This is a genomic window from Caulobacter sp. GW821-FHT10A10 (genome assembly GCF_059415745.1).
Genome location: NZ_JBWKNV010000012.1, coordinates 25,038 through 43,931 on the forward strand (window position 1 = coordinate 25,038; position 18,894 = coordinate 43,931).

Sequence of the window (18,894 nt, forward strand, 5' to 3'; positions counted from 1 at the left end):
GCAGGGAAAGGTTCGGGCGAAAACCTCGTCCTTCGACAGGCTCAGGATGAGGTTTTTCTACCGCCCTGGCCGTATCGACAGTTAGCTGTTTGCGACCTTCAAATCCGTGTCTCCCCGCGAAGGCGGGGACCCAAGCTGATTTTCAGGATGAGGCGCGACCGCAGGTTGCCCGCAGGCTCGGCTTGGATCCCCGCCTTCGCGGGGATGCTCGGTGAAAAATGAGCTCAGGCCTGAATGTCGATCCGCCCTAGACCTGCAAAATGGTCCTCATCCTGAGCTTGTCGAAGGACGAGGACCACACACCGCAGCGCTGTTCTAGCTCGGCGGGGCGGCGGTCGAGGCCCGTTCGATCAGCTGCAGCTGCGCCTGCACGTGGCCGCCGGGGTCGCCGCCGGGGCGGGAGAGGTCCATGGCCAGCTGCACGGCCGAGGCGGCCATGTCGGCGATCGGCTGGCGGATGGTGGTCAGCTCGGGCCAGACGGTGGTGGCCACCGAGGTGTCGTCGAAGCCGGCGATGCTGAGATCGGCCGGGATCGACAGGCCAAGGCCGTGGGCCACGGCGCTGATGGCGGCGGCCATGTCGTCGTTGGCGGCGAAGATCGCCGAGGGGCGGCGGCGCAGGTTCAGGAGCTGGCGGGCCGCCTCCAGCCCGCCGCGATAGCTGAAGCCGCCGTCGGCGAAATAGGCGTCGTTCACCGCCAGGCCAGCCTCCGCCATCGTCTCGCGGAAGCCCTGCTCGCGGCGCTGGGCCGTGGAGTGGGTCGGGTCGCCGCGCACGAAGGCGATGTCGACATGGCCAAGATCGATCAGGTGGCGGGTCATCATCCGCGCGCCCGCGAAGTCGTCGATGAACACGGCCGGCGCGCCCTCGCGCGGAAAGGCGGTGGCGAAACTGACGGCGCCGACGCCGGCCTTCTCCAGAGATTCCAGGATCTCGGCGTCGTCGCACAGCGGCGGCGGCAGGATTACCGAGCCGACGCCGGCGTCGACCAGCTTCTGCACGGCCTGGGCCGGGGTCGGGTGGGCCTGGCTGGGCTCGATCAGCAGCTGGCAGCCGCTCTGGCTGGCTTGTCTAAAAGCGCCCATCAGGTAGTTCGACAGGTTCGACGAGCTGGCGTTCGAATACAGCATGCCGATCAGCGAGACGCCGGTGCGGGTGGCGCGGGCCAGCGAGTTGGGCCGGTAGCCCAGGGTCTTGATGGCTTCCTCGACCTTGTCGCGCACGGCCTGGCGCACGTGCGGATAGCCGTTGACGACGCGAGAGGCGGTCATCGAGGAGACGCCCGCGGCCTGCGCCACGTCGTGGATGGTCGGCGCCTGTCGCCTCTGCGTGCTCAAGGAGTCCTCGCCCAAACTGCGACTCTCTACGGGTCGCGGCGCAGTCTAGCGAACACCGCACCGATAAGTCCAAGCGAGAGAAGGAGAAGCGCCCGGCAGGCGAACGCGCGTTTTTGCGCTGGCGTGCGCTACTGGCGCCGTTAGGATGGATTGTTATCGTGAACAATCGCGATGCGTTCCGAGGATGGTGCGTTGGTGAAGAGTCCCCGCAAGGCCAGGCCGGCGTCCGCCGCGGAAGCGACGACCGTGACCGCGCGCCCGGCCCCGCCCCGGACCTCCACCATCCACGACGTCGCCCGCCACGCCGGGGTCGGCTCGATGACCGTCTCGCGGGTGATCCGCGGCACGGCCAATGTCAGCCCGGCGATGCGCGAGCGGGTCGAGGCCTCGGTGCGGGCCCTGAACTACCAGGTCAATGTCGCCGCCCGGGCCACGCGCTCGCGCGCCTCGGCCGCCCGGGTCGGCATCCTCTACAGCAACCCCAGCGCCTCCTATCTCAGCGACATCATGATGGGCGGGCTGGAGCAGAGCTCGAAGCTGGCCAGCCACCTGATCCTGGAGCGCTGCGAAGGCCTGGCCGGCCAGAAGCAGGCGGTGAAGCGGCTGCTGGCGGCGGGGGTGGACGGGGTGATCCTGCCGCCGCCGTTGTGCGACTCGCGCCAGACGATCAGCATGCTGCGGGCCGAGGGAGTGACGGTGCTGGCCCTGGCCACCGCGCGGCCGATGGTCGATGTCTCCAGCGTGCGCATCGACGATTTCGAGGGCGCGCTGGCCATGACCCGCCACCTGATCGCCCTGGGCCATCGCGACATCGCCTTCATCAAGGGCGACCCGCAGCACACCCCAACGCAGCTGCGCTACGAAGGCTTTCTCGCGGGGATGGCCGAGGCGGGCCTGACCGTGCGGCCCGAATGGGTGGCCCAGGGGCTCTTCACCTATCGCTCGGGTCTGGCGGCGGCGGAGAAGCTGTTCGAGGCGCGGCTGAGGCCCAGCGCCATCTTCGCCAGCAATGACGACATGGCCGCCGCCGCCCTGGCCGTGGCGCATGGCCGTCAGATCGCCGTACCGCGCGACCTGACCGTCTGCGGCTTCGACGACACCGCCGTCGCCACCACCGTCTGGCCCGAGTTGACCACGATCCACCAGCCCATCGCCGAGATGGGCCGGGCGGCGGTCAGTCTGATCGTCGAGGAGATCCGCGCCCGCAAGCTGGGCGGCGATCCGGCGCCGGTGCATCACCTGCTGCCCTTCACCCTGATGGACCGCGCCTCGTCCGACGCCGCGCCGCCCTGAGGGACGGCGCGCCGGGTCAGAAGCGGGAGGGGTAGGCGCGGGTGGTCGGGCTGTTGTTGTAGCGCGAGCCGGGGCAGTCGACGGCGTAGGCGTCGGGCGTCTCGACCAGATAGGGGCCGCTGTAGGCGCCCTCGTTCAGGGCGTTGCACGACACCGCCCGCTTGTAGACCACCGAGCCGTCGCGGCTGAGCTCGCCCATGAACTGGTCGAAGGCCAGGTTCACCAGGCCGCGGGTGGCGGCGAAGCGGCGGGCCGTGCCGTCGAACTGGCCGGTGATCATCTCGCCGGCGGCCGTCGGGCGCGAGGCCGGGGCCGGGCCGGCCGCCCCGGCCAGGCCCTGGATCGTCCCACCGGCCAGCATGGCCTCCAGGTTGCTGAAGTGGCCGCGCGCCGTGCCGACGGCGACAGCCGTGGAGAAGCCCGTCGCAAAGCCCGGGTCGAAGCGCTCGGGGCCGCCGGACATGGCCGCGTCGAGCCCTCCGGTGAAGCCGGCGGCCGGCGAGGCGGCGATCGACACCGCCAGGTTCTCGTTGATGTAATAGCCCAGCACCACGCCCAGCAGCGCGCCGCCGACCGGCTGGATCGCCGAATCCCGGGCGACGCCGATCGGACCGGCGATCCCGGCGCGGATCATGTCGGGCGTGATCCCCACCCACTGGGCGCGGTAGCTGGTCTCGACGGTCTTTTCGAGCACCAGCTCGTTGGTGCGCCAGCGGACCAGGCGGAAGGTGATGTGGGCCGAGGCCAGCTTGTCGGTCCCCAGCCAGACGTTGGGGCCGCGCAGTTCGTCGAACTGCACATAGAGCATGTATTCGGCGTCCAGGCGCGGGGCCAGCATGTCGGCGCGGTCCAGGTGCAGCGACAGCTGGTCGAACACCTGCTTGCGGGTCGGGCGGGTGGTCAGGATGTCGCCGCCGTCGAACCAGCGGAACTCCGGCGCGCCCTGGATCTCCTGGATGGCGATGTTGCGATAGAAGGGACGCGCGCGCGAGGCCTTGGCCACCGTCGTCGGCGGCATTTCCGGCTGGCGCAGCGCGCGCATGTCGTCGGAGCTGGCGCAGCCCGCCAGCAGCACGGCCGCGCCGCAGAGAGCCAGAGCCGATTTCACCAGACCGGACGACGTCGCCATGATGCTTTCCCTGAGAGAACGACAGCACCTTTCCGGCAACAAACTTAATAGTTGATTTCGCGGTCGTCGCATCAACCTTGCGTGCAACGGAAAGTCGTCAATCCGACGGACGAAAATGCGGATTCGGCGATGTCGGCTTCGGAACGGGCCGTTCGTCGTTCCGATGCGAGGCCGAAAGGGTCGGTCCAGGCGAGGAGGCGAGCGATGCGTGTGATGGTGCTGGTCAAGGCCACCGAGGACAGCGAGCAGGGCTTCGTCCGCTCGCCCGAGACCATGGCGATGATGGAGGCCATGGGCCGCTTCAACGACGAGTTGGCGGCGGCCGGGATCCTGGTGACGGCCGACGGCCTCAAGCCCTCGTCGGCGGGCAAGCGGGTGGCGTTCGACGGCGCGGGTCGCACGGTGATCGACGGCCCCTTCGCCCAGCCCCGCGAACTGGTCGCCGGCTTCTGGCTGTGGGAGGTCAAGGACCTGGACGAGGCGGTCGCCTGGGTGAAGCGCTGCCCCAACCCGATGCCCGGCCCCAGCGAGATCGAGATCCGGCCGATCTACGAGCTGGCGGATCTGATGGGGGAGGAGGGCTAGGGCTGAGCGTGCTCAGCCGACCATGACCCTGTCATCCCGGCCGCAGCGAAGCGGAGCGCCGGGACCTCCCACGGTTCAGGGGCCGCCGAGGTGGGAGGTCCCGGCTCTACGGAGCGCTGGCGCGCTCCTTCGGCCGGGATGACAAGATTTCTTCTAAGCCACCCGCTCGCTGAGCAACTGGCGGGCCTCCTCCAGGCTCCACAGCCGCGCGGCGCCGCGCACGCCGGAGGCGTCGCCCCAGACGGCGGGCTTGATGCGGGTGCTCCAGCGGTCGGCGAACACGCGCCCGGCGACGAGACCCGGCAGGCGCTGGCAGACTTCGGGCACGTTCGACAGGCCGCCGCCGACGACGATGGCGTCGGGATCGAGGATGTTGCACAGCACGGCGACCGAGCGGCCCAGGCGGTCCATCAACCGGTCGAAGGCGGCGGTGGCGGCGGCGTCGCCGGCGCGCCAGGCGGCGATGATCTCCTCGCCGCTGCGCGCGAGCCCCGTCGCCTCCTGGAAGTCGCGGCGCAGGCCGGTGCCCGACACCCACATTTCCAGACAGCCGTTCTGGCCGCACCAGCAGCGCGGGCCTTCGCGTTCGTCGGCCGTCGGCCAGGGCAGGGGCATGTGGCCCCATTCGCCGGCGATGCCGTTCTCGCCCTCGATCAGCTTGCCGTCGACCACGAGGCCGCCGCCGCAGCCGGTGCCCAGGATGATGGCGAACACCACCCGCGCCCCCGCGCCGGCGCCGTCGACGGCTTCCGACAGGGCCAGGCAGTTGGCGTCGTTGGCCAGGCGCACCGGCCGGTTCAGGGCCTGGGACAGGTCCTCGCGAAAGCGGCGGCCGTTCAGGTACAGCGAGTTGGCGTTGCGCATCACACCGGTAGCGGGCGAGATCGAGCCGGGCGCGCCGATGCCCAGGGTGCCGCGCGCGCCGAGCTTCTGCTCCAGCTCGCCGACCAGGTCGCGCACGGTGCCGATCGCCTTGTCGTAGTCGCCCGGATTGGGAACGCGGGCCTTGGCCAGCACCTTGCCGCTGGCGTCCAGGGCGGCGGCCTCCACCTTGGTGCCGCCGAAATCCACGCCGATCTGAATCACCAGTAGGGCTCCCAAACCCGGGTGAGGCGGACCAGCGCCTCGAGGAAGAAGTAGTCGCCCCACAGGCAGGCCTCGTCGACGCCGACGCGGTTGGGCATGTGATAGACGCCGTGGGCGAGGATGCCGGTCCCGGGCTCGCCCAGCGGCAGCAGGTAGCGCTCGCCCAGGGTCTCGACCATGGCCAGGGCCGCGGCCTCGTAGGTCTCGCGGTCGGGGTCGGCCAGCGGCAGGGCGCGGGCCAGTTCCAGCAAGCCGCAGGCGGCGATGGCGGCGGCCGAGCTGTCGCGCTCGGCGTCGGTGAACACCAAGTCCCAGCAGCAGATCAGGTCGCCTGGCAGGCGGTTGAGGAAGTAGTTGGCCAGCCGGGCGGCCAGGGCGATCAGGTCCGGATCGGCCTTGTAGCGGTGCACCAGCGGGAAGCCCGAGATCCCCCAGGCCTGGCCCCGCGCCCAGCACGAGCCGTCGCTGAAGCCCTGGTGGGTGCTGCCGCGCAGCGGCGCGCCCGATTTCGGGTCCATGTAGAAGGTGTGGAAGGTCGAGGCGTCGGGCCGCACGATGTGGCGGGCGGCCTCCTCGATGTGACGATCGGCGGCGATGCGGAAGGTCGGGTCGCCCGTCTCCTCGCTGGCCCAGTAGAGCAGGGGGAGGTTGAGGTTGCAGTCGATGATCATCCGCCCGGCCTGTTCGGGGTCGGAAAGGTCGCCCCAGGCCTGGATGATGCCGGCGGCCGGCAGATAGCGGGTCATCAGCCGCCGCGCCGCCGCCAGGGCCGCCTGGCGGGCGCCGATGTTGCCGGTGAGCTTCCAGCCCGCCACGCAGGACAGGGAATAGAGGAAGCCCAGGTCGTGGTGGTCGACATTGATCTCGCGGTCGATGCGGTCGCGGAAGCTCTCGACCTGGCGCTCGGCGGCCTGGCGGTAGCGGGGCTCGCCGCTGGCCTCGAAGGCCAGCCACAGCATCCCGGTCCAGAAGCCGTTGGTCCACTCGGTGTTGTCCATCGGCGCATAGACCCCGCCCTCGCTGGAGGGCCTGGGGAAGGCGTCGGTGAAGAGGTCGAGGCTGACGTCGATGCGGGCCAGGACGGCGGCGATGATCGCGTCGAGCTTGGCCCGGTCGGGGCGCGGGCGCGCCAGGATCTCGTCGGCGCGGGCGATGGGCTCGCGGGCGGTGGTGGTGTCGGGCATGTTCAGTTGACCTTGGCCACGTCGGCGCCGCCGAGGTCGGCCTGGGCGAGGGCCGGATCGGGCTCGGCGTCCTTGGCGGGCGGGCTTTGCAGCGGGGTGGGCGAGAGGGCGAACACCGAGGCGACCCAGAAGGCGGCCGCGAACAGGGCGATCAGCAGGTAGGTGCTGGGGAAGCCGATCAGGTCGTAGCTCTTGCCGACGATCGGCGACAGGATCGCCAAACCCAGCGAGTGGCCGAAGCTGACGCCGACCAGATAGAGCGTCGAGGCCAGGCGGCTTTCGAAGTGGAAGGCGATGTAGCGGAAGATCGACACCACCAGGATCGGCAGCTCCAGCGAGTGCAGCATCTTCATCGCCGAGATCGGCACGGGGCCGTGCACCAGGCCCGAGCCGGCGATGCGCACGATCATGATCGCCGCGGCCAGCAGCAGGCCGTTCTTGGCCCCGATCCTGTTCACCACGAACGGCGCGACGAACAGCATGCCGGCCTCGAGGAAGATCTGGGCCGAGTTCAGGTAGCCGAACATGGCCGCGCCCTGCTTGGGATCGGCGAAGTGCGAGGCGTAGAAGGCCGGGAACTGCTGGTCGTAGACGAGATAGAGGTTCGTCACGCCCAGGATCAGCACCATGAAGCCCCAGAACTTCGGCAGCTTGAAGATGGCCATGGCGTCGGCGGGCTTGAGGGCGTCGGACCGCTCGCGCTCGTCGGCGCTGGGCTCGATCTTCGCCAGCGCCAGCAAGGGCAGCAGGACCAGGCCCGCGCACGAGGCCAGGGCGAAGTTGTAGAGCGGGTCCATGTTGAACAGCCGGCCCGAGAAGAAGGCGGCGGCCGCGAAGCCGAGCGAGCCCCACAGGCGGGCGCGGCTGTATTCGAAGCCGTACTTGCGGCCCACCCGGTCGACGAACGACTCCAGGGCGTAGCTGCCGGCGATGAAGGTGATCCCGAGATAGGCCCCGCCGGCGATCGCGCCCAGCAGCAGATTGGTTTTCAGCAGCGGGCCGTAGACGAAGGCGAAGAAGGCGCCCGACAGCACCACCAGGCCGCTGATCAGCCACAGGATGTGCTTGCGCAGGCCCACCTTGTCGGAAACGAAGCCGTAGAGCGGCTGGGAGAGCATCGCGAAGATGAAGTTGGCCGCGAAGACCACGCCGGTCTGCGCGCCGGAGAGGCCCAGGGTCCGCTTCAGCCACAGGGCCAGCAGCGAGATGCTCATGGCCTGGGCGAAGAAGTAGAAGAAGAGGAAGGCGCTCAGCAGCGCGTAGTTCTTCCGGAAACCCATGCGACTCCCTCCCATCGCCGCGCCGCCCGCGCTTCGTGGCGCAGGTGGTCCGGCCGTTCGGTCATAGACCAAACTGATAACGATACCAAGCGCTTTCGCGCCCTTCGCCGTCTGCGAAGCCGGGGCTTGCATGGCGTGTCTGATATCGATATCAATTAGCAGCCTTCGGGCGTCCCGCAAGCGATTTCGACGATCCGTCTCTTTCGAGGCGCCGGTCGTCCGGGGCAATCAAGACGCCGCGCCAGAGCGTCGACCAGGGGAGAGACAAGGATGCGTTCGCCTGCTCGTGGAATTCCGGCCCTGCTCGCCGCCGCCGCGCTGAGCGCTCTTGCCGTGGGCGCGGCCCTGGCGGACGAAACCCCCGGCCTGACGATCCATCCGCTGCCGCCAGGCGGGCTGTTCTACACCATGCACAACGATGCGTTCACGGTGCGGGTGCGCAAGCCGGGCGGCCCCTGGCGCGACCTCTACGAATACACCGCCAAGGTCGATTCCGATGGGCCCAGCGACGTGTCGGTGGTGCAGTTCGACTTCACGGGCCCGGTCGAGATCGGGGTGCGCAAGAACAACGGCGACTTCAAGCGCGTCGAGGTGCGCCCGACGCGCAACGCCATCACGCCCAAGCTCGAGAAGGGGATCGTCACCTTCACGATCGACAAGCCGCAGAACCTGTCGGTCGAGTTCGACGGCGACCGGCTGCACAACCTGCTGATCTTCGCCGGCGCGCCGATCGAGCGGCCCGCGCCGGGGCCGGACGTGGTGTTCTACGAGCCCGGCCTGCATACGCCGCCCGGCGGCGGCCAGTTCTTTCCGGTGAAATCGGGCCAGACGATCTATGTGGCTGGCGGGGCCGTGCTGCAGGGGACCTTCAAGCCCGAGGGCGTCGAGAACGTACGCATCATCGGCCGGGGGATCATCGACCGGCCGGCCGAGCAGCTGGTGGTCCAGGATTCGAAGAACGTCACCGTCGAGGGCCTGACCTTCCTGACCCCCAAGCACGGCACGATCGCCTGCGCCTCGTCGAGCAACGTGACCTTCCGCGACATCCGGACCCTGTCCAACGGGTCGTGGTCGGACGGGATCAACGTCTTCGCCTGCAGCGACGTGACCGTCGAGCGGGCCTTCATCCGCACCTCCGACGACAGCGTCGCGGTCTACGCCACCCGCAAGAACGGCAAGGGCGACACCCGCCGGGTGCGGGTGCGTGACTCGATCTTCTGGCCCGACGTCGCCCACGCGGTGTTCATCGGCCTGCACGGCGACAGCGAGAAGCCCAACGTGCTGGAGGACCTGCGCTTCGAGAACATCGACATCCTGGGCCTCGACGAGGACGACCCCGAATACCAGGGCGCGCTGGCGATCAGCGCCGGCGACACCAACACGGTGCGAAACGTGGTGTTCGACGGGATCCGGGTGGACCAGATCGAGGAGGGCAAGCTCTTCAACGTGCGCACGGTGTTCAACGCCAAGTACGGTACGAGCCCGGGGCTGCTGGTCGACGGGGTGACGTTCCGCGACATCGACTTCACCGGCGACGGCTGGCCCAGCCCCTCGACGCTCTCGGGCTACGGGCCCGACCGGCCGGTGAGGAACATCCGCTTCGAGAACGTGACGATCGGCGGCAAGCGGCTGAAGGCGGCCGATCCGGCCGTGATCGAGATCGGCCCCAATGTCGAAGGGGTGAGCTTCAAGTGACCGCTTCGCCTGGCCTCTTCTGGGCGCCGCTGAAGCGGACCGGCCGCGTGGCGCTGTACCGGCAGCTGGCCGATCGGCTGCGGGCGGCGATCCTCGACGGCGAGCGTCGCCTGCCGACCGAGCGCGAGCTGGCCAGCGGCTTCACGGTGGCCAGGATCACCGTCCGGGCCGCCCTCGACCTGCTGGCGGCCGACGATCTGATCTCGCGCCGGCCCAGGCATGGAACAGTGGTGAAGGCGCGCGACTGTACAGGTGAAAGCTCGCTTCACGCATGAAATCGATGGCGCGACCGGTCGTGAATTCGTCGTGCCGCGTACATCCTGAAGTTTTCATCCGGCGCTGTGCTGATCGCACGTAGCGGGCGACGTCGTATTGCTGATCGAAAGCTGCCGGGATTGCTGAGCCAGCGCCGCTCATCGCGCGATCATGTGGTGTGAATGTTTCCGACATGTCGGCGCCGAAACCCCGTTGACAGTGCTTAAAATGCGCTGATATCGATAACAACAAGCCGATCGGGGCGCCTGGAGCGCTCTCGAACACGACAAGGCGGTCGGCGCGCCGGCCCCGCCGCGAGGCGAGGTCGGGCTGAAAGTCCGAAGGGGAGGATAGGATGGCTGGTCTCGGCCCTAAGCGCGGATGCAACCGCGCCCTGCAGGTTTCTCACATGGTTCTGGCCCTGGCCGCCGGCGCGAGCGCGATGTCGTTCGCGGCCGCCGCGCACGCCCAGGCCGCGACCGAGGCGACGAAGACGGCGCCGGCCGCCGTCGCCAAGGCCGCGCCGGTCGAGACGGTCGAGCCCACGGCCGTCGACGAGGTGCTGGTCACCGGCGTCATGGTCGGCACGGCCGCCAAGAAGGCCAATGTCTCGTTCTCGGTGCTGAACGAAGACGACATGAGCAAGTTCACGCCGATCAGCGCCGACGACATGCTGCGCGACATGCCCGGCGTGGTGGTCGAGTCCAACGACGGGGTGGCCCGCAACGAGGTCTTCACCCGCGGCATGACCATCGGCACCGGGGCCAACACCTCGGGCTATTTCTGGACGACGATCCTGGAGGACGGCCTGCCGGTCGTGCCGTTCAAGTTCAGCGGCTTCCAGGACGGCTATTTCTACCGCGCCGACATCTCGACCAGCCGGGTCGAGTCGGTGCGCGGCGGCTCGTCGGCGACTGGCGTCACCACCGGGATCGGTTCGACCTTCAACTACATCACCGGCAAGGTGAAGCCGGGCGGCATGATCCAGACCCGCGTGGGCTTCGAGGGCGAAGACCTGCACCTGTCGTGGAAACAGGTCGACGCCGCCTATGGCTGGGTCAACGACGCCGGCGACATGGGCCTGGGCGTCAGCGGCTTCTACCGCCGTTCGAACGGCCAGGTGGACCCGGGCTTCGACCTGAACCGCGGCGGCCAGTTCAAGGTGAACCTGTACAAGGACTACGACACCGCCAATGGCAGCGGCTCGTTCAACGTCATCTACAAGCACCTGGACGACACCAACGCCGAGCTGACCACCTTCCAGCAGCCGACCTACGGCTATGAGGACCCCCAGGAGATCCCGGGTTTCGGCCGCGACGTGAACCTGTTCATGAACGGCGGCAAGCAGACGGTCCCGAACTACTTCACCAGCGGCACGCACACCCTCGATCCGTCGGCGGGCTATCGCTACAAGCAGGACGCCCTGGGCCTGCGCTGGAACCACGACATGGGCGAGCGGCTGACCTTCACGGGCTCGGCGCGCATCCAGAAGTCGACCTATCGCGGGCAGTCCTACAAGCCCCAGGGCCTGGCCTCGCTGGGCTCGGCGGCGGCGACGCGCGAGCGCTTCGGCCTCAACATCAACAACCTGGACCGCACGCCGGGCTACTACGTGTTCACCAACGCCGCCGGCCAGGAAGTGGCCCGCGTCGCCAACAACGTGGCCGGCTCGCAGCTGGGGACCAACTACCGCACGGGCGCAGCCTGTCCGCGGGTGACGGCCACCACCTTCCAGACCGCCAGCCTGTGCATCGTCGGCAACACCCTGCCCAACCGCGACATCGACATGCGCGGCGGCCTGGTCACGGCCACCATCCCCAGCGCCGACGGCAGCTACAATTCCGGCACCGTGCCCACCGGCACGAGCTCGCAGGACCTGGTGCTGCTGACCCGGGCCGAGGACAACTACCGTGAATCCGTCGACTACATGGGCAACTTCACGGCCACCTATCGCGGCGAGACCTGGAGCGTGAATGGCGGCCTCTACGTCTCGCGCTCGGAGCAGGTGAACGACAACTGGGCCAACGGCCTGGGGGTGTCGGCCTGGGCCGACGGCCAGGTGCAGAACCTGAACGTCAAGTACGTGACCAACGGCGGCACGAGCTATCAGCTGACCGACGCCGGCGGCTGGGGCTCATACGGCAGCGGCCTGTTCACCACCGTCTCGCAGCGCGCGCGGATCATGGAGCTGTCGCCCTATGCGGGCTTTGCCTGGGCGCCGAACGAGCACTGGGATTTCAACGCCAGCATCAAGTACCAGTACTTCCACGCCCGCACCTCGTCGGAAACCTGGGACACCCGCAACTCGGGCGCCAGCTCGCTGACCAACGGCGGCCTCGATGGCGATCCGCTGACGGTCTACGACAACGTCTACATGACCAGGACGGCGTCGAAGGTGATCGGGGCCGACAAGGACCTGGGGCTCTTCGACTACAGCGTGGCGCTGGGCTACAATTTCGACAGCCGGAACAAGATCTACTACCGCTATACCGACGCCAAGCAGCCCTCGATGGGCATCATCAACCGCTATTCGACGGCGGCGACGCTGGTGCGCCCGCTCGGCCCCACGGCCTACATCAAGGGCCACGAGGCCGCCTACACCTTCGGCGATCGCCGGTTCAACGGCCAGATCACCTATTTCTACCAGAACTTCGCCGTGAACGATTATCCGACCGGCATCGATACCGACAACGTCTCGACCTACCTGCTGCCCGAGAACTTCAACAAGTACTTCACGCGCGGGGTCGAGGGCTGGACCAAGTGGAAGATCACCCGGAACCTGTCGTGGGACGCCTCGGTGACCTATCTGAACGGCAAGACCACCGAGGCCTATAACTGGCTTAACGTCGGGGCCAACGGCCTGGGCGCGGCCGACGACGTGCTGCGCGTCGACTCCGGCATCCTGGCGCGCTCGCCCAAGTGGACGGTCAGCAACACGGTCTCGTACCGCTACAAGGACTTCCGCTTCAACGCCCGCCACCGCTGGATGGACGTGCGCAAGGTCAACACCAACTCGCTCGACCATCGCTATCTGCCCGAGCAGAAGAACCTCGACATCTCGGTGCAGTACGAGGGTCTGAAGGACCACAAGACCCTGATCACCCTCGATGTCCGCAACGTGCTGAACGACCAGTACATCTCTGCCTACGACGCGATGATCAGCTCCAACCTTCCGACCAACGTGCAGGTCTACGACGTCGTCGAGCAGCTGCCGGAGTCGGGCTTCCTGATCAAGCGCAACGCCCCTCGCTCGGTCTGGCTGACCATCCGGACGCAGTTCTAGGACCTTGGTCCGGACCAGCATTTTTCACCGAGCATCCCCGCGTAGGCGGGGATCCAAGCCGAGGTTGCGGCTGATCCACGGCCGCGCCTCATCCTGACAGTCAGCTTGGGTCCCCGCCTGCGCGGGGAAAGACGGATCCGGGGCGATATCGAGAAGCGTTCCGGATCTCCCAGCTTCAGACCCACGAGCAGCGCATGACCCGACATCACCTGATCCTCGGCGTTAGCGCATTGCTGGGCCTGATCGCTTCGCAGGCCCAGGCCGCGACCCCGCTGATCGACAAGATCACCTTCGGCGACGCGGCGTCCGAAACCGCCCACGCGGTCGACGCCAAGGCGAGCGAACTGGTGAGCGGCGGCCTGGGGATCGCCGCTCGCCGCCTGCCGCCGGCCGGACCGGGCGAACGCTTCAGCGGCGAGCTGAAGTTCAGCCTGGCGGTCGATCCGGCGATCCAGAACTACGCCTCGATCCGGCTGTGGGGCGGCGACGTCAACGACGGCAAGCTGGTGCTGTTCTGCGACGGCAGGCAGGTGGGCTATCGCCATCTGGGCGACGTCGAGATCCTCGACATCGGAACCCAGGCCCCGCCCTTCGCCGGGCGCTTCACCTACCGCACCTTCCCGCTGCCGATCGCCCTGACCAAGAGCCGTTCGCGGCTGGACTGCGCGATCCGCGCCAGCGGACCGTTCGCGGTCTACACCCAGCAGTTCGAGAGCTTCCAGAAGCCGATGGTCCAGGCCTCGCGGCCGATCTACGCGCTCTATGTGCACGCCGACCCGTTCCTCGACAGCGGCGATGCGAGCGGTGAGGTGCCGCCGATCGCCGGCAAGCCCTCGGTGGGGCCGGAGGTGCTGGACGACCTGAAGGCCCGGGTGAACCGCGAGATCGACCGCCTGCTGGCCAAACCCGGGCCGCTGAACGTGCTGGAGACGCCGTTCCTGGCCCGCGCCCACGCCCTGGCCTGGACCAAGGCGCACGACAATCCGGCCGTGGCCCGCAAGCTGGTCGAGAGCGGCGACGCCTTCTACGCGCGGTTCCTGGCCGATCCGAAAAGCGTCTATGTCGACGCCAGCCGCACCAACGCCGACTGGGACGCGCTGGGCGCGTTCGGCAAGGCGCTGCGGCTGATGCAGGCCGACCTCGCCCCCTATCTCGACGCGCCCGTCGCCGGGGTGGACGGGGCGCCGATCACCCGCCGCGAGGCCTATGCGCGGATGCTGGACGCCGGGCTCGACTACATCGAGACCCATCGGCGGCTTTATACGAACCAGTCGATGATCGTCGACCTGGGGATCTACTGGAGCAACGAGGGCCTGCGGTCGCTGGCCAGCCCCCTGGCCCGGCCCGAGCCGGCGGTGCGGCGGTTCTTCCACGAGTCGATGGGCCTGATCCCCTGGACCGGCAGCCTGGATGGCGCCGGCAAGCCGACCTATTCCAGCTCGGCCGCCGATACGGGAAGCTTCCGCTCGGCGAACGACTATCGACTGTTCACCCAGGCCGGGCTCTCCAAGGAGCTGGGCTATGTGGGCAGCTACGGCGAGATCCTCGACTGGGCGACCGCCATCTACGAGGCCACGGCGGCCGGGGGCGGGCAGGGCGACCCGGCGCTGCGCGAGCAGCTGCTGAAGATGGCCCGGGCGCGGATGGCCTTCCGCTATCCGGGGATCGACGCCGAGGGCGCGCGCACCATGCTGCTGGAGGCGCCGATCGGCTGGCGCGATCCGGTCTATCCGGGCGCGACCACCTATGTGCAGAAGTCGGGCTGGGACAACACGCCGTTCCAGGTGGCCGTCGCCACCCGCGATCCGCAGTTGATGGCGATCGCCCGCCAGGCCCTGGACGATGGCCAATACTACGCCGTGCTGCGCGACCGCCTGAAGGACAGGAACCAGCGCACCACCATCGGCCTGCTGGACGCCTATGACGAATGGCTGGCGGTCAAGGCCTGGCCGAAGTCGGCCGTGAAGCTGCCGATGACGCCGGGCCAGCCCGACTTCGTGTTCGCCGATCCCGAGGACGGGGTGGTGGCGATCAAGAACGGCGACGAGGTGCTGTACGCCTCGCTCTACTGGCGGGCCAATTGCGGGGTGAACCGGCTGGCGCGCTTCCACTACCAGACCCCGACCGTCGACCGCATCGCCACTATCGCCGCGCGGGTGGACTTCGAGCCCAGCGGCAAGACCTGCGTGCGCCGCGCGACGCCGCACATCTCGGCCGGCTCGATCCCGATCGTCGCCTATCCGGGCGAAGCGCCGGCGGCGCTGGAGGGCGAGGTGCTGCCGGTGGCCAAGGGGCCGCCCGAAGCCCGCTACAAGGACCAGGACAACCCCTATGCCGGCCGCGGCCAGTACTACGAGGCCGCCTATGGTCCCTACCGCATCGCCATGAACGCCGGGACCAAGGCGGTGGTCGTCGACCTGCCCAAGACGGCGGGCGCGCGGGTCGATCTGGTCACCAAGCGCAAGATCGCGCCGGACGCCGCGAGCCTGACCCTGGCGCCGGGCGCGACGACGGTGATCTGGTCGCCGGGGCGGTAGGGGTCTCACGTGACGCTGCTCGGAAATTCCTCGTCATCCCGGCCGCAGCGAAGCGGAGAGCCGGGACCCAGGGGCCGGCGCACCGCCCTTGGCCCCTGGGTCCCGGGTCTGCGGACCGCTGCGCGGTCCTTCGCCCGGGATGACGAAAGGAGGGAGCGGCCATGACCCACGACCACGACCTGCGGCTGGTCGCGCCGTTCAGTCCGACGATCATCAAGGCGACGATGCCGCCGGCCCTGGTCGAGCGTCTGAACGCCCGCATCGACGAGATCGTCGCCAGTCGGGAAGAGATCGCCGCCCGCGACTGGTCGGCCCATCTGGCCGGGGCGGTCAGCACCGAGATCCGCTTCACCGACGTGATCCGCGAGACGGGCGAGTTGGCCGACTTCCTCTACGACGTGGCCCGCACCTTCACCTACCGGTGCGAGAACGCCCTGATGCACTTCTCCGACTACGAGCGGACCGAGGAGTTCGAGGCGAAAAAGCTGCGCATCGAGATCAAGGAAGGCTGGATCAACGACATGGTCGCCGGCGACTACAACCCGGCCCATTTCCACCAGGGCTGCCTCTATTCCAGCGTCGGCTTCCTGCGTGTTCCGCCCGGCTACGAAGCCGAGTTCGCGGCCGACAAGGCCCGGCAGAACACGGCCGGCTGCCTGCAGTTCATCGACAGCCGCAGCGCCGTGGGGGTCAAGAACCTGTTCACGGTCAAGCCGGTGGTCGGCGACTTCTACCTGTGGCCGTCATGGATGCTGCACTGCGTCTACCCGTTCCGCAGCCCGGGCGTGCGCCGGTCGATGGCCGTGAACCTGGCCCTGGCCTGAGGCCGCTTGCACCTTGTTCTGATATCGATATCATAATCGCAAGCCGGAAGAGCTTGCGGGGAGTGTTGCGCGTGAAGAGCCTGATCAAGCAGACGGTGTCCGGCCTGGCCCTGGCGGCCTGCCTCCTGGCGGCGGGAGGGGCCAGCGCCCAGACCCTGAAGTCGGGCCATCCCTATCTTACCTTCAGCGACGCCCACGTCGCCCAGTTCAAGGCCCGCGTCGCCGATGACCCCGCCGCCAAGGCCGCCTGGGCCAAGGCGAAGGCCGACGCCGACGCGGCCCTGGCGCGCAAGCCGGCCAACGACCGCGAACTGAACGCGGCGCTGATGGGCCTGTCCCTGACCTACCGCATGACCGGCGAACGCAAATACGCCGACCGCGCCAAGGCCCTGCTCGACATCTATGCCGGCCGCGCCAACTGGGTGACCGACAAGCCGCTGCTGGCCCGTGACCCGGTGTGGAACTCCGACCTCGGCATGGGCACCAGCGCCTACACCTATGGCCTGACGTTCGACGCCATCCACGACGCCCTGACCCCGGCCGAGCGCGACCGCCTGGCCAAGGCCCTTGTCAAGGGCGCGATCGCCCCGACCCTGAACGACTGGGTGGACGGCAAGGCGCGGATCCACAGCCTCGACACCATGGGCCACAACTGGTTCAGCCACATCGTGTTCGGCGCGGGCGTGGCGGCGATCGCGATCAAGACCGACGAGCCGCAGGCCGACGGCTGGATCCGCCGCATCGACGAGGCCGCCGAGGAGTGGGCCAACTACGACGGCAGCGCCATCGAGACCAAGCCGCAGCACTTCGCCTCGAACGGGGCTTTCGTCGAGAGCGTCAACTACGCCGACTTCGCCGCCGAGGGTTACCTGCGCTTCAAGCGCGCCTGGCTGGACGCCTTCAAGGAAAAGCCGGCGGCGACGCCGCGCCTGGCGGGCCTGGGCGACTACTTCATCCAGAACCTCTACCCGACGACCGGCGGCTTCCTGTCGACCAATTTCGGCGACGGCAATCCGACCTCCAGCGGGGCCAGCGCCATCGCCAACCTGTGGGCGACGGGCGATCAGCAGAGCCGCTATCTGTGGTACCTGAACACCGTCCGCCCCGACCCCAAGCAGGACGTCTTCGCCGAGCCCGAGAACCTGGTGCAGTGGCCCTCGCTCAAGACCTGGGCCTCGGTCGGCAAGGGGCCGGGCCTGCCGACCAGCTGGATCGACGATGATCTGGGGGCGGCGACCCTGCGCTCGTCCTGGGCCCCGGACGCCACCTTCCTGGCGCTGCGCTCGGGCTTCACCTGGAACCACAACCACGCCGACGCCGGCAGCTTCATCCTCTGGCACAAGGGCAAGCAGTTGCTGATCGACTCCGGCAACAGCAGCTACGCCCGGCCCGAATACGACGGCTATTACCGTCAGGGCGTCGCCCACAACGTCGTGACGCTGGACGGCCAGGCCGAGCCGGAGAGCAACACCTACAACGGCTCGCACTTCGTGGGGCGGGTGGACCACCTGGTCGACGCCGGCGACCTGCGCTTCGTCTGGGCCGACGCCACGGGACCGAACGCGGCGACCTTCGAGCGCAAGTACCGCAGCTTCCTGTGGGTGGGCGACACCATCCTGGTCATCGACGACCTGAAGGGCTGGAAGCCTGGCCGGTTCGAATGGCTGCTGCACTACGAGGGCGAGGCCAAGCGCCAGGGGCAGGTGATCACCGTCAAGAACGGCGAGGCCGAGATCGCCGTGCAGCCGCTGTTCCCGCAGACCCTGCCCGACGGCGGGCTGTTCAGCGACTATCCCGAACTGCTGCGGATGGCCGAGGGCAAGGGGCTGAAGGATCACGCGCCGGACGAGGCGCAAGCCTATCTGCGCCTGCAGGCGCCGGGCGTCACCGACCGCACCAAGTTCGTCGTCGCCCTGACGCCCAATGGTCCGGATCCCGCGCCGAAGATCGAGCGGGTCGAGGGCAAGGACTGGCTGATGACGCGGATCACCCAGAAGGGCGAGGTGACCGAGGTCTATCTCAACCTGCTGGCCGACGGCCGCATCCGCCACCGCAACGCCAACGCCGAGCTCGGCGGCTGGCAGACCGACGCCTATATCCTGGCCCTGACCTATCCCGAGGGCGGCTCGCCGCAGAAGCCGAAGCGGTGGTTCGTGGCCGACGGCAGCTATCTGCGCCGCGACGGCAAGGTGGAGCTGGACAGTCTTTCGAAGGCCTTCGTGGTCAAGACCCGGACGGGGCAGGGCGTCGAGGCCAGCATCCAGGGCCAGCCGACCTACGCCGTTCGCCTGGCCTGCGATGGGGCCAAGACGGTCAGGATCGACGGCGCCGCAAAGGCCTGCGAGAGCGATGCGGCCCTGGCCCGACGCTCGCTTCCGCCGCGCTGAGAAACCTCTGAGACCTAT

13 protein-coding genes are annotated in these 18,894 nt (G+C 68.5%); 8 read left to right on the forward strand and 5 right to left on the reverse strand.

Annotated features, from left to right (window positions below):
- Positions 1-315: 315 nt before the first annotated feature.
- Complete coding sequence (locus tag AC07NS_RS24820; RefSeq protein ID WP_494607654.1) at positions 316-1,338, reverse strand: LacI family DNA-binding transcriptional regulator; 1,023 nt, start codon at positions 1,336-1,338, stop codon at positions 316-318.
- 246 nt (positions 1,339-1,584) lie between these two features.
- On the opposite strand from AC07NS_RS24820, the gene AC07NS_RS24825 reads away from it, so the two are divergent.
- Complete coding sequence (locus AC07NS_RS24825) at positions 1,585-2,631, forward strand: LacI family DNA-binding transcriptional regulator (RefSeq protein ID WP_494607656.1); 1,047 nt, start codon at positions 1,585-1,587, stop codon at positions 2,629-2,631.
- A 16-nt stretch (positions 2,632-2,647) separates the two neighbouring features.
- On the opposite strand, the gene AC07NS_RS24830 is transcribed toward AC07NS_RS24825, so the two are convergent.
- Positions 2,648-3,760 (reverse strand): hypothetical protein, encoded by a 1,113-nt coding sequence (locus AC07NS_RS24830; protein WP_494607658.1) that lies wholly within the window; start codon positions 3,758-3,760, stop codon positions 2,648-2,650.
- Between the two features lie 204 nt (positions 3,761-3,964).
- Between AC07NS_RS24830 and AC07NS_RS24835 the strand changes: the two genes are divergently transcribed.
- Positions 3,965-4,345, forward strand: a complete 381-nt coding sequence (locus AC07NS_RS24835) for a YciI family protein (RefSeq protein ID WP_494607660.1) — start codon at positions 3,965-3,967, stop codon at positions 4,343-4,345.
- Positions 4,346-4,498: 153 nt separating this feature from the next.
- Here the strand turns inward: AC07NS_RS24835 and AC07NS_RS24840 are convergent, their stop codons facing one another.
- From AC07NS_RS24840 to AC07NS_RS24850, 3 genes are read right to left on the reverse strand one after another with little or no spacing between them, the layout of a single operon-like run.
- A complete protein-coding gene (locus AC07NS_RS24840) occupies positions 4,499-5,431 on the reverse strand; it encodes an ROK family protein (protein ID WP_494607662.1) in 933 nt (310 codons plus the stop codon).
- Positions 5,428-6,615 (reverse strand): glycoside hydrolase family 88 protein, encoded by a 1,188-nt coding sequence (locus AC07NS_RS24845; RefSeq protein ID WP_494607664.1) that lies wholly within the window; start codon positions 6,613-6,615, stop codon positions 5,428-5,430. Before AC07NS_RS24845 ends, AC07NS_RS24840 begins: the two co-directional genes overlap by 4 nt.
- Positions 6,616-6,617: 2 nt before the next feature.
- A complete protein-coding gene (locus AC07NS_RS24850) occupies positions 6,618-7,895 on the reverse strand; it encodes an oligosaccharide MFS transporter (protein ID WP_494607666.1) in 1,278 nt (425 codons plus the stop codon).
- A 270-nt stretch (positions 7,896-8,165) separates the two neighbouring features.
- Here AC07NS_RS24850 and AC07NS_RS24855 point away from each other — a divergent pair, with 270 nt between their 5' ends.
- The 6 genes from AC07NS_RS24855 (at position 8,166) to AC07NS_RS24880 (ending at position 18,876) form a co-directional block, all read left to right on the forward strand.
- On the forward strand, positions 8,166-9,590 hold the full coding sequence (locus AC07NS_RS24855; protein WP_494607668.1) for a glycosyl hydrolase family 28 protein: 1,425 nt from the start codon (positions 8,166-8,168) through the stop codon (positions 9,588-9,590).
- On the forward strand, positions 9,587-9,865 hold the full coding sequence (locus AC07NS_RS24860; RefSeq protein WP_494607670.1) for a GntR family transcriptional regulator: 279 nt from the start codon (positions 9,587-9,589) through the stop codon (positions 9,863-9,865). Before AC07NS_RS24855 ends, AC07NS_RS24860 begins: the two co-directional genes overlap by 4 nt.
- 335 nt (positions 9,866-10,200) lie before the next feature.
- Positions 10,201-13,128 carry a TonB-dependent receptor plug domain-containing protein gene (locus AC07NS_RS24865; RefSeq protein ID WP_494607672.1) on the forward strand — a complete coding sequence of 976 codons (2,928 nt, stop codon included), beginning with the start codon at positions 10,201-10,203 and terminating at the stop codon, positions 13,126-13,128.
- A 194-nt stretch (positions 13,129-13,322) separates the two neighbouring features.
- Positions 13,323-15,665 carry a hypothetical protein gene (locus AC07NS_RS24870; protein ID WP_494607674.1) on the forward strand — a complete coding sequence of 781 codons (2,343 nt, stop codon included), beginning with the start codon at positions 13,323-13,325 and terminating at the stop codon, positions 15,663-15,665.
- A 161-nt stretch (positions 15,666-15,826) separates the two neighbouring features.
- The gene (locus tag AC07NS_RS24875) at positions 15,827-16,489 is read left to right on the forward strand and encodes a putative 2OG-Fe(II) oxygenase (protein WP_494607676.1); all 663 of its coding nucleotides are present in this window, start codon (positions 15,827-15,829) and stop codon (positions 16,487-16,489) included.
- Positions 16,490-16,560: 71 nt separating this feature from the next.
- Positions 16,561-18,876: a heparinase II/III domain-containing protein gene (locus AC07NS_RS24880; protein ID WP_494607678.1), complete on the forward strand. Its 2,316-nt coding sequence runs from the start codon at positions 16,561-16,563 to the stop codon at positions 18,874-18,876.
- Positions 18,877-18,894 lie beyond the last annotated feature (18 nt).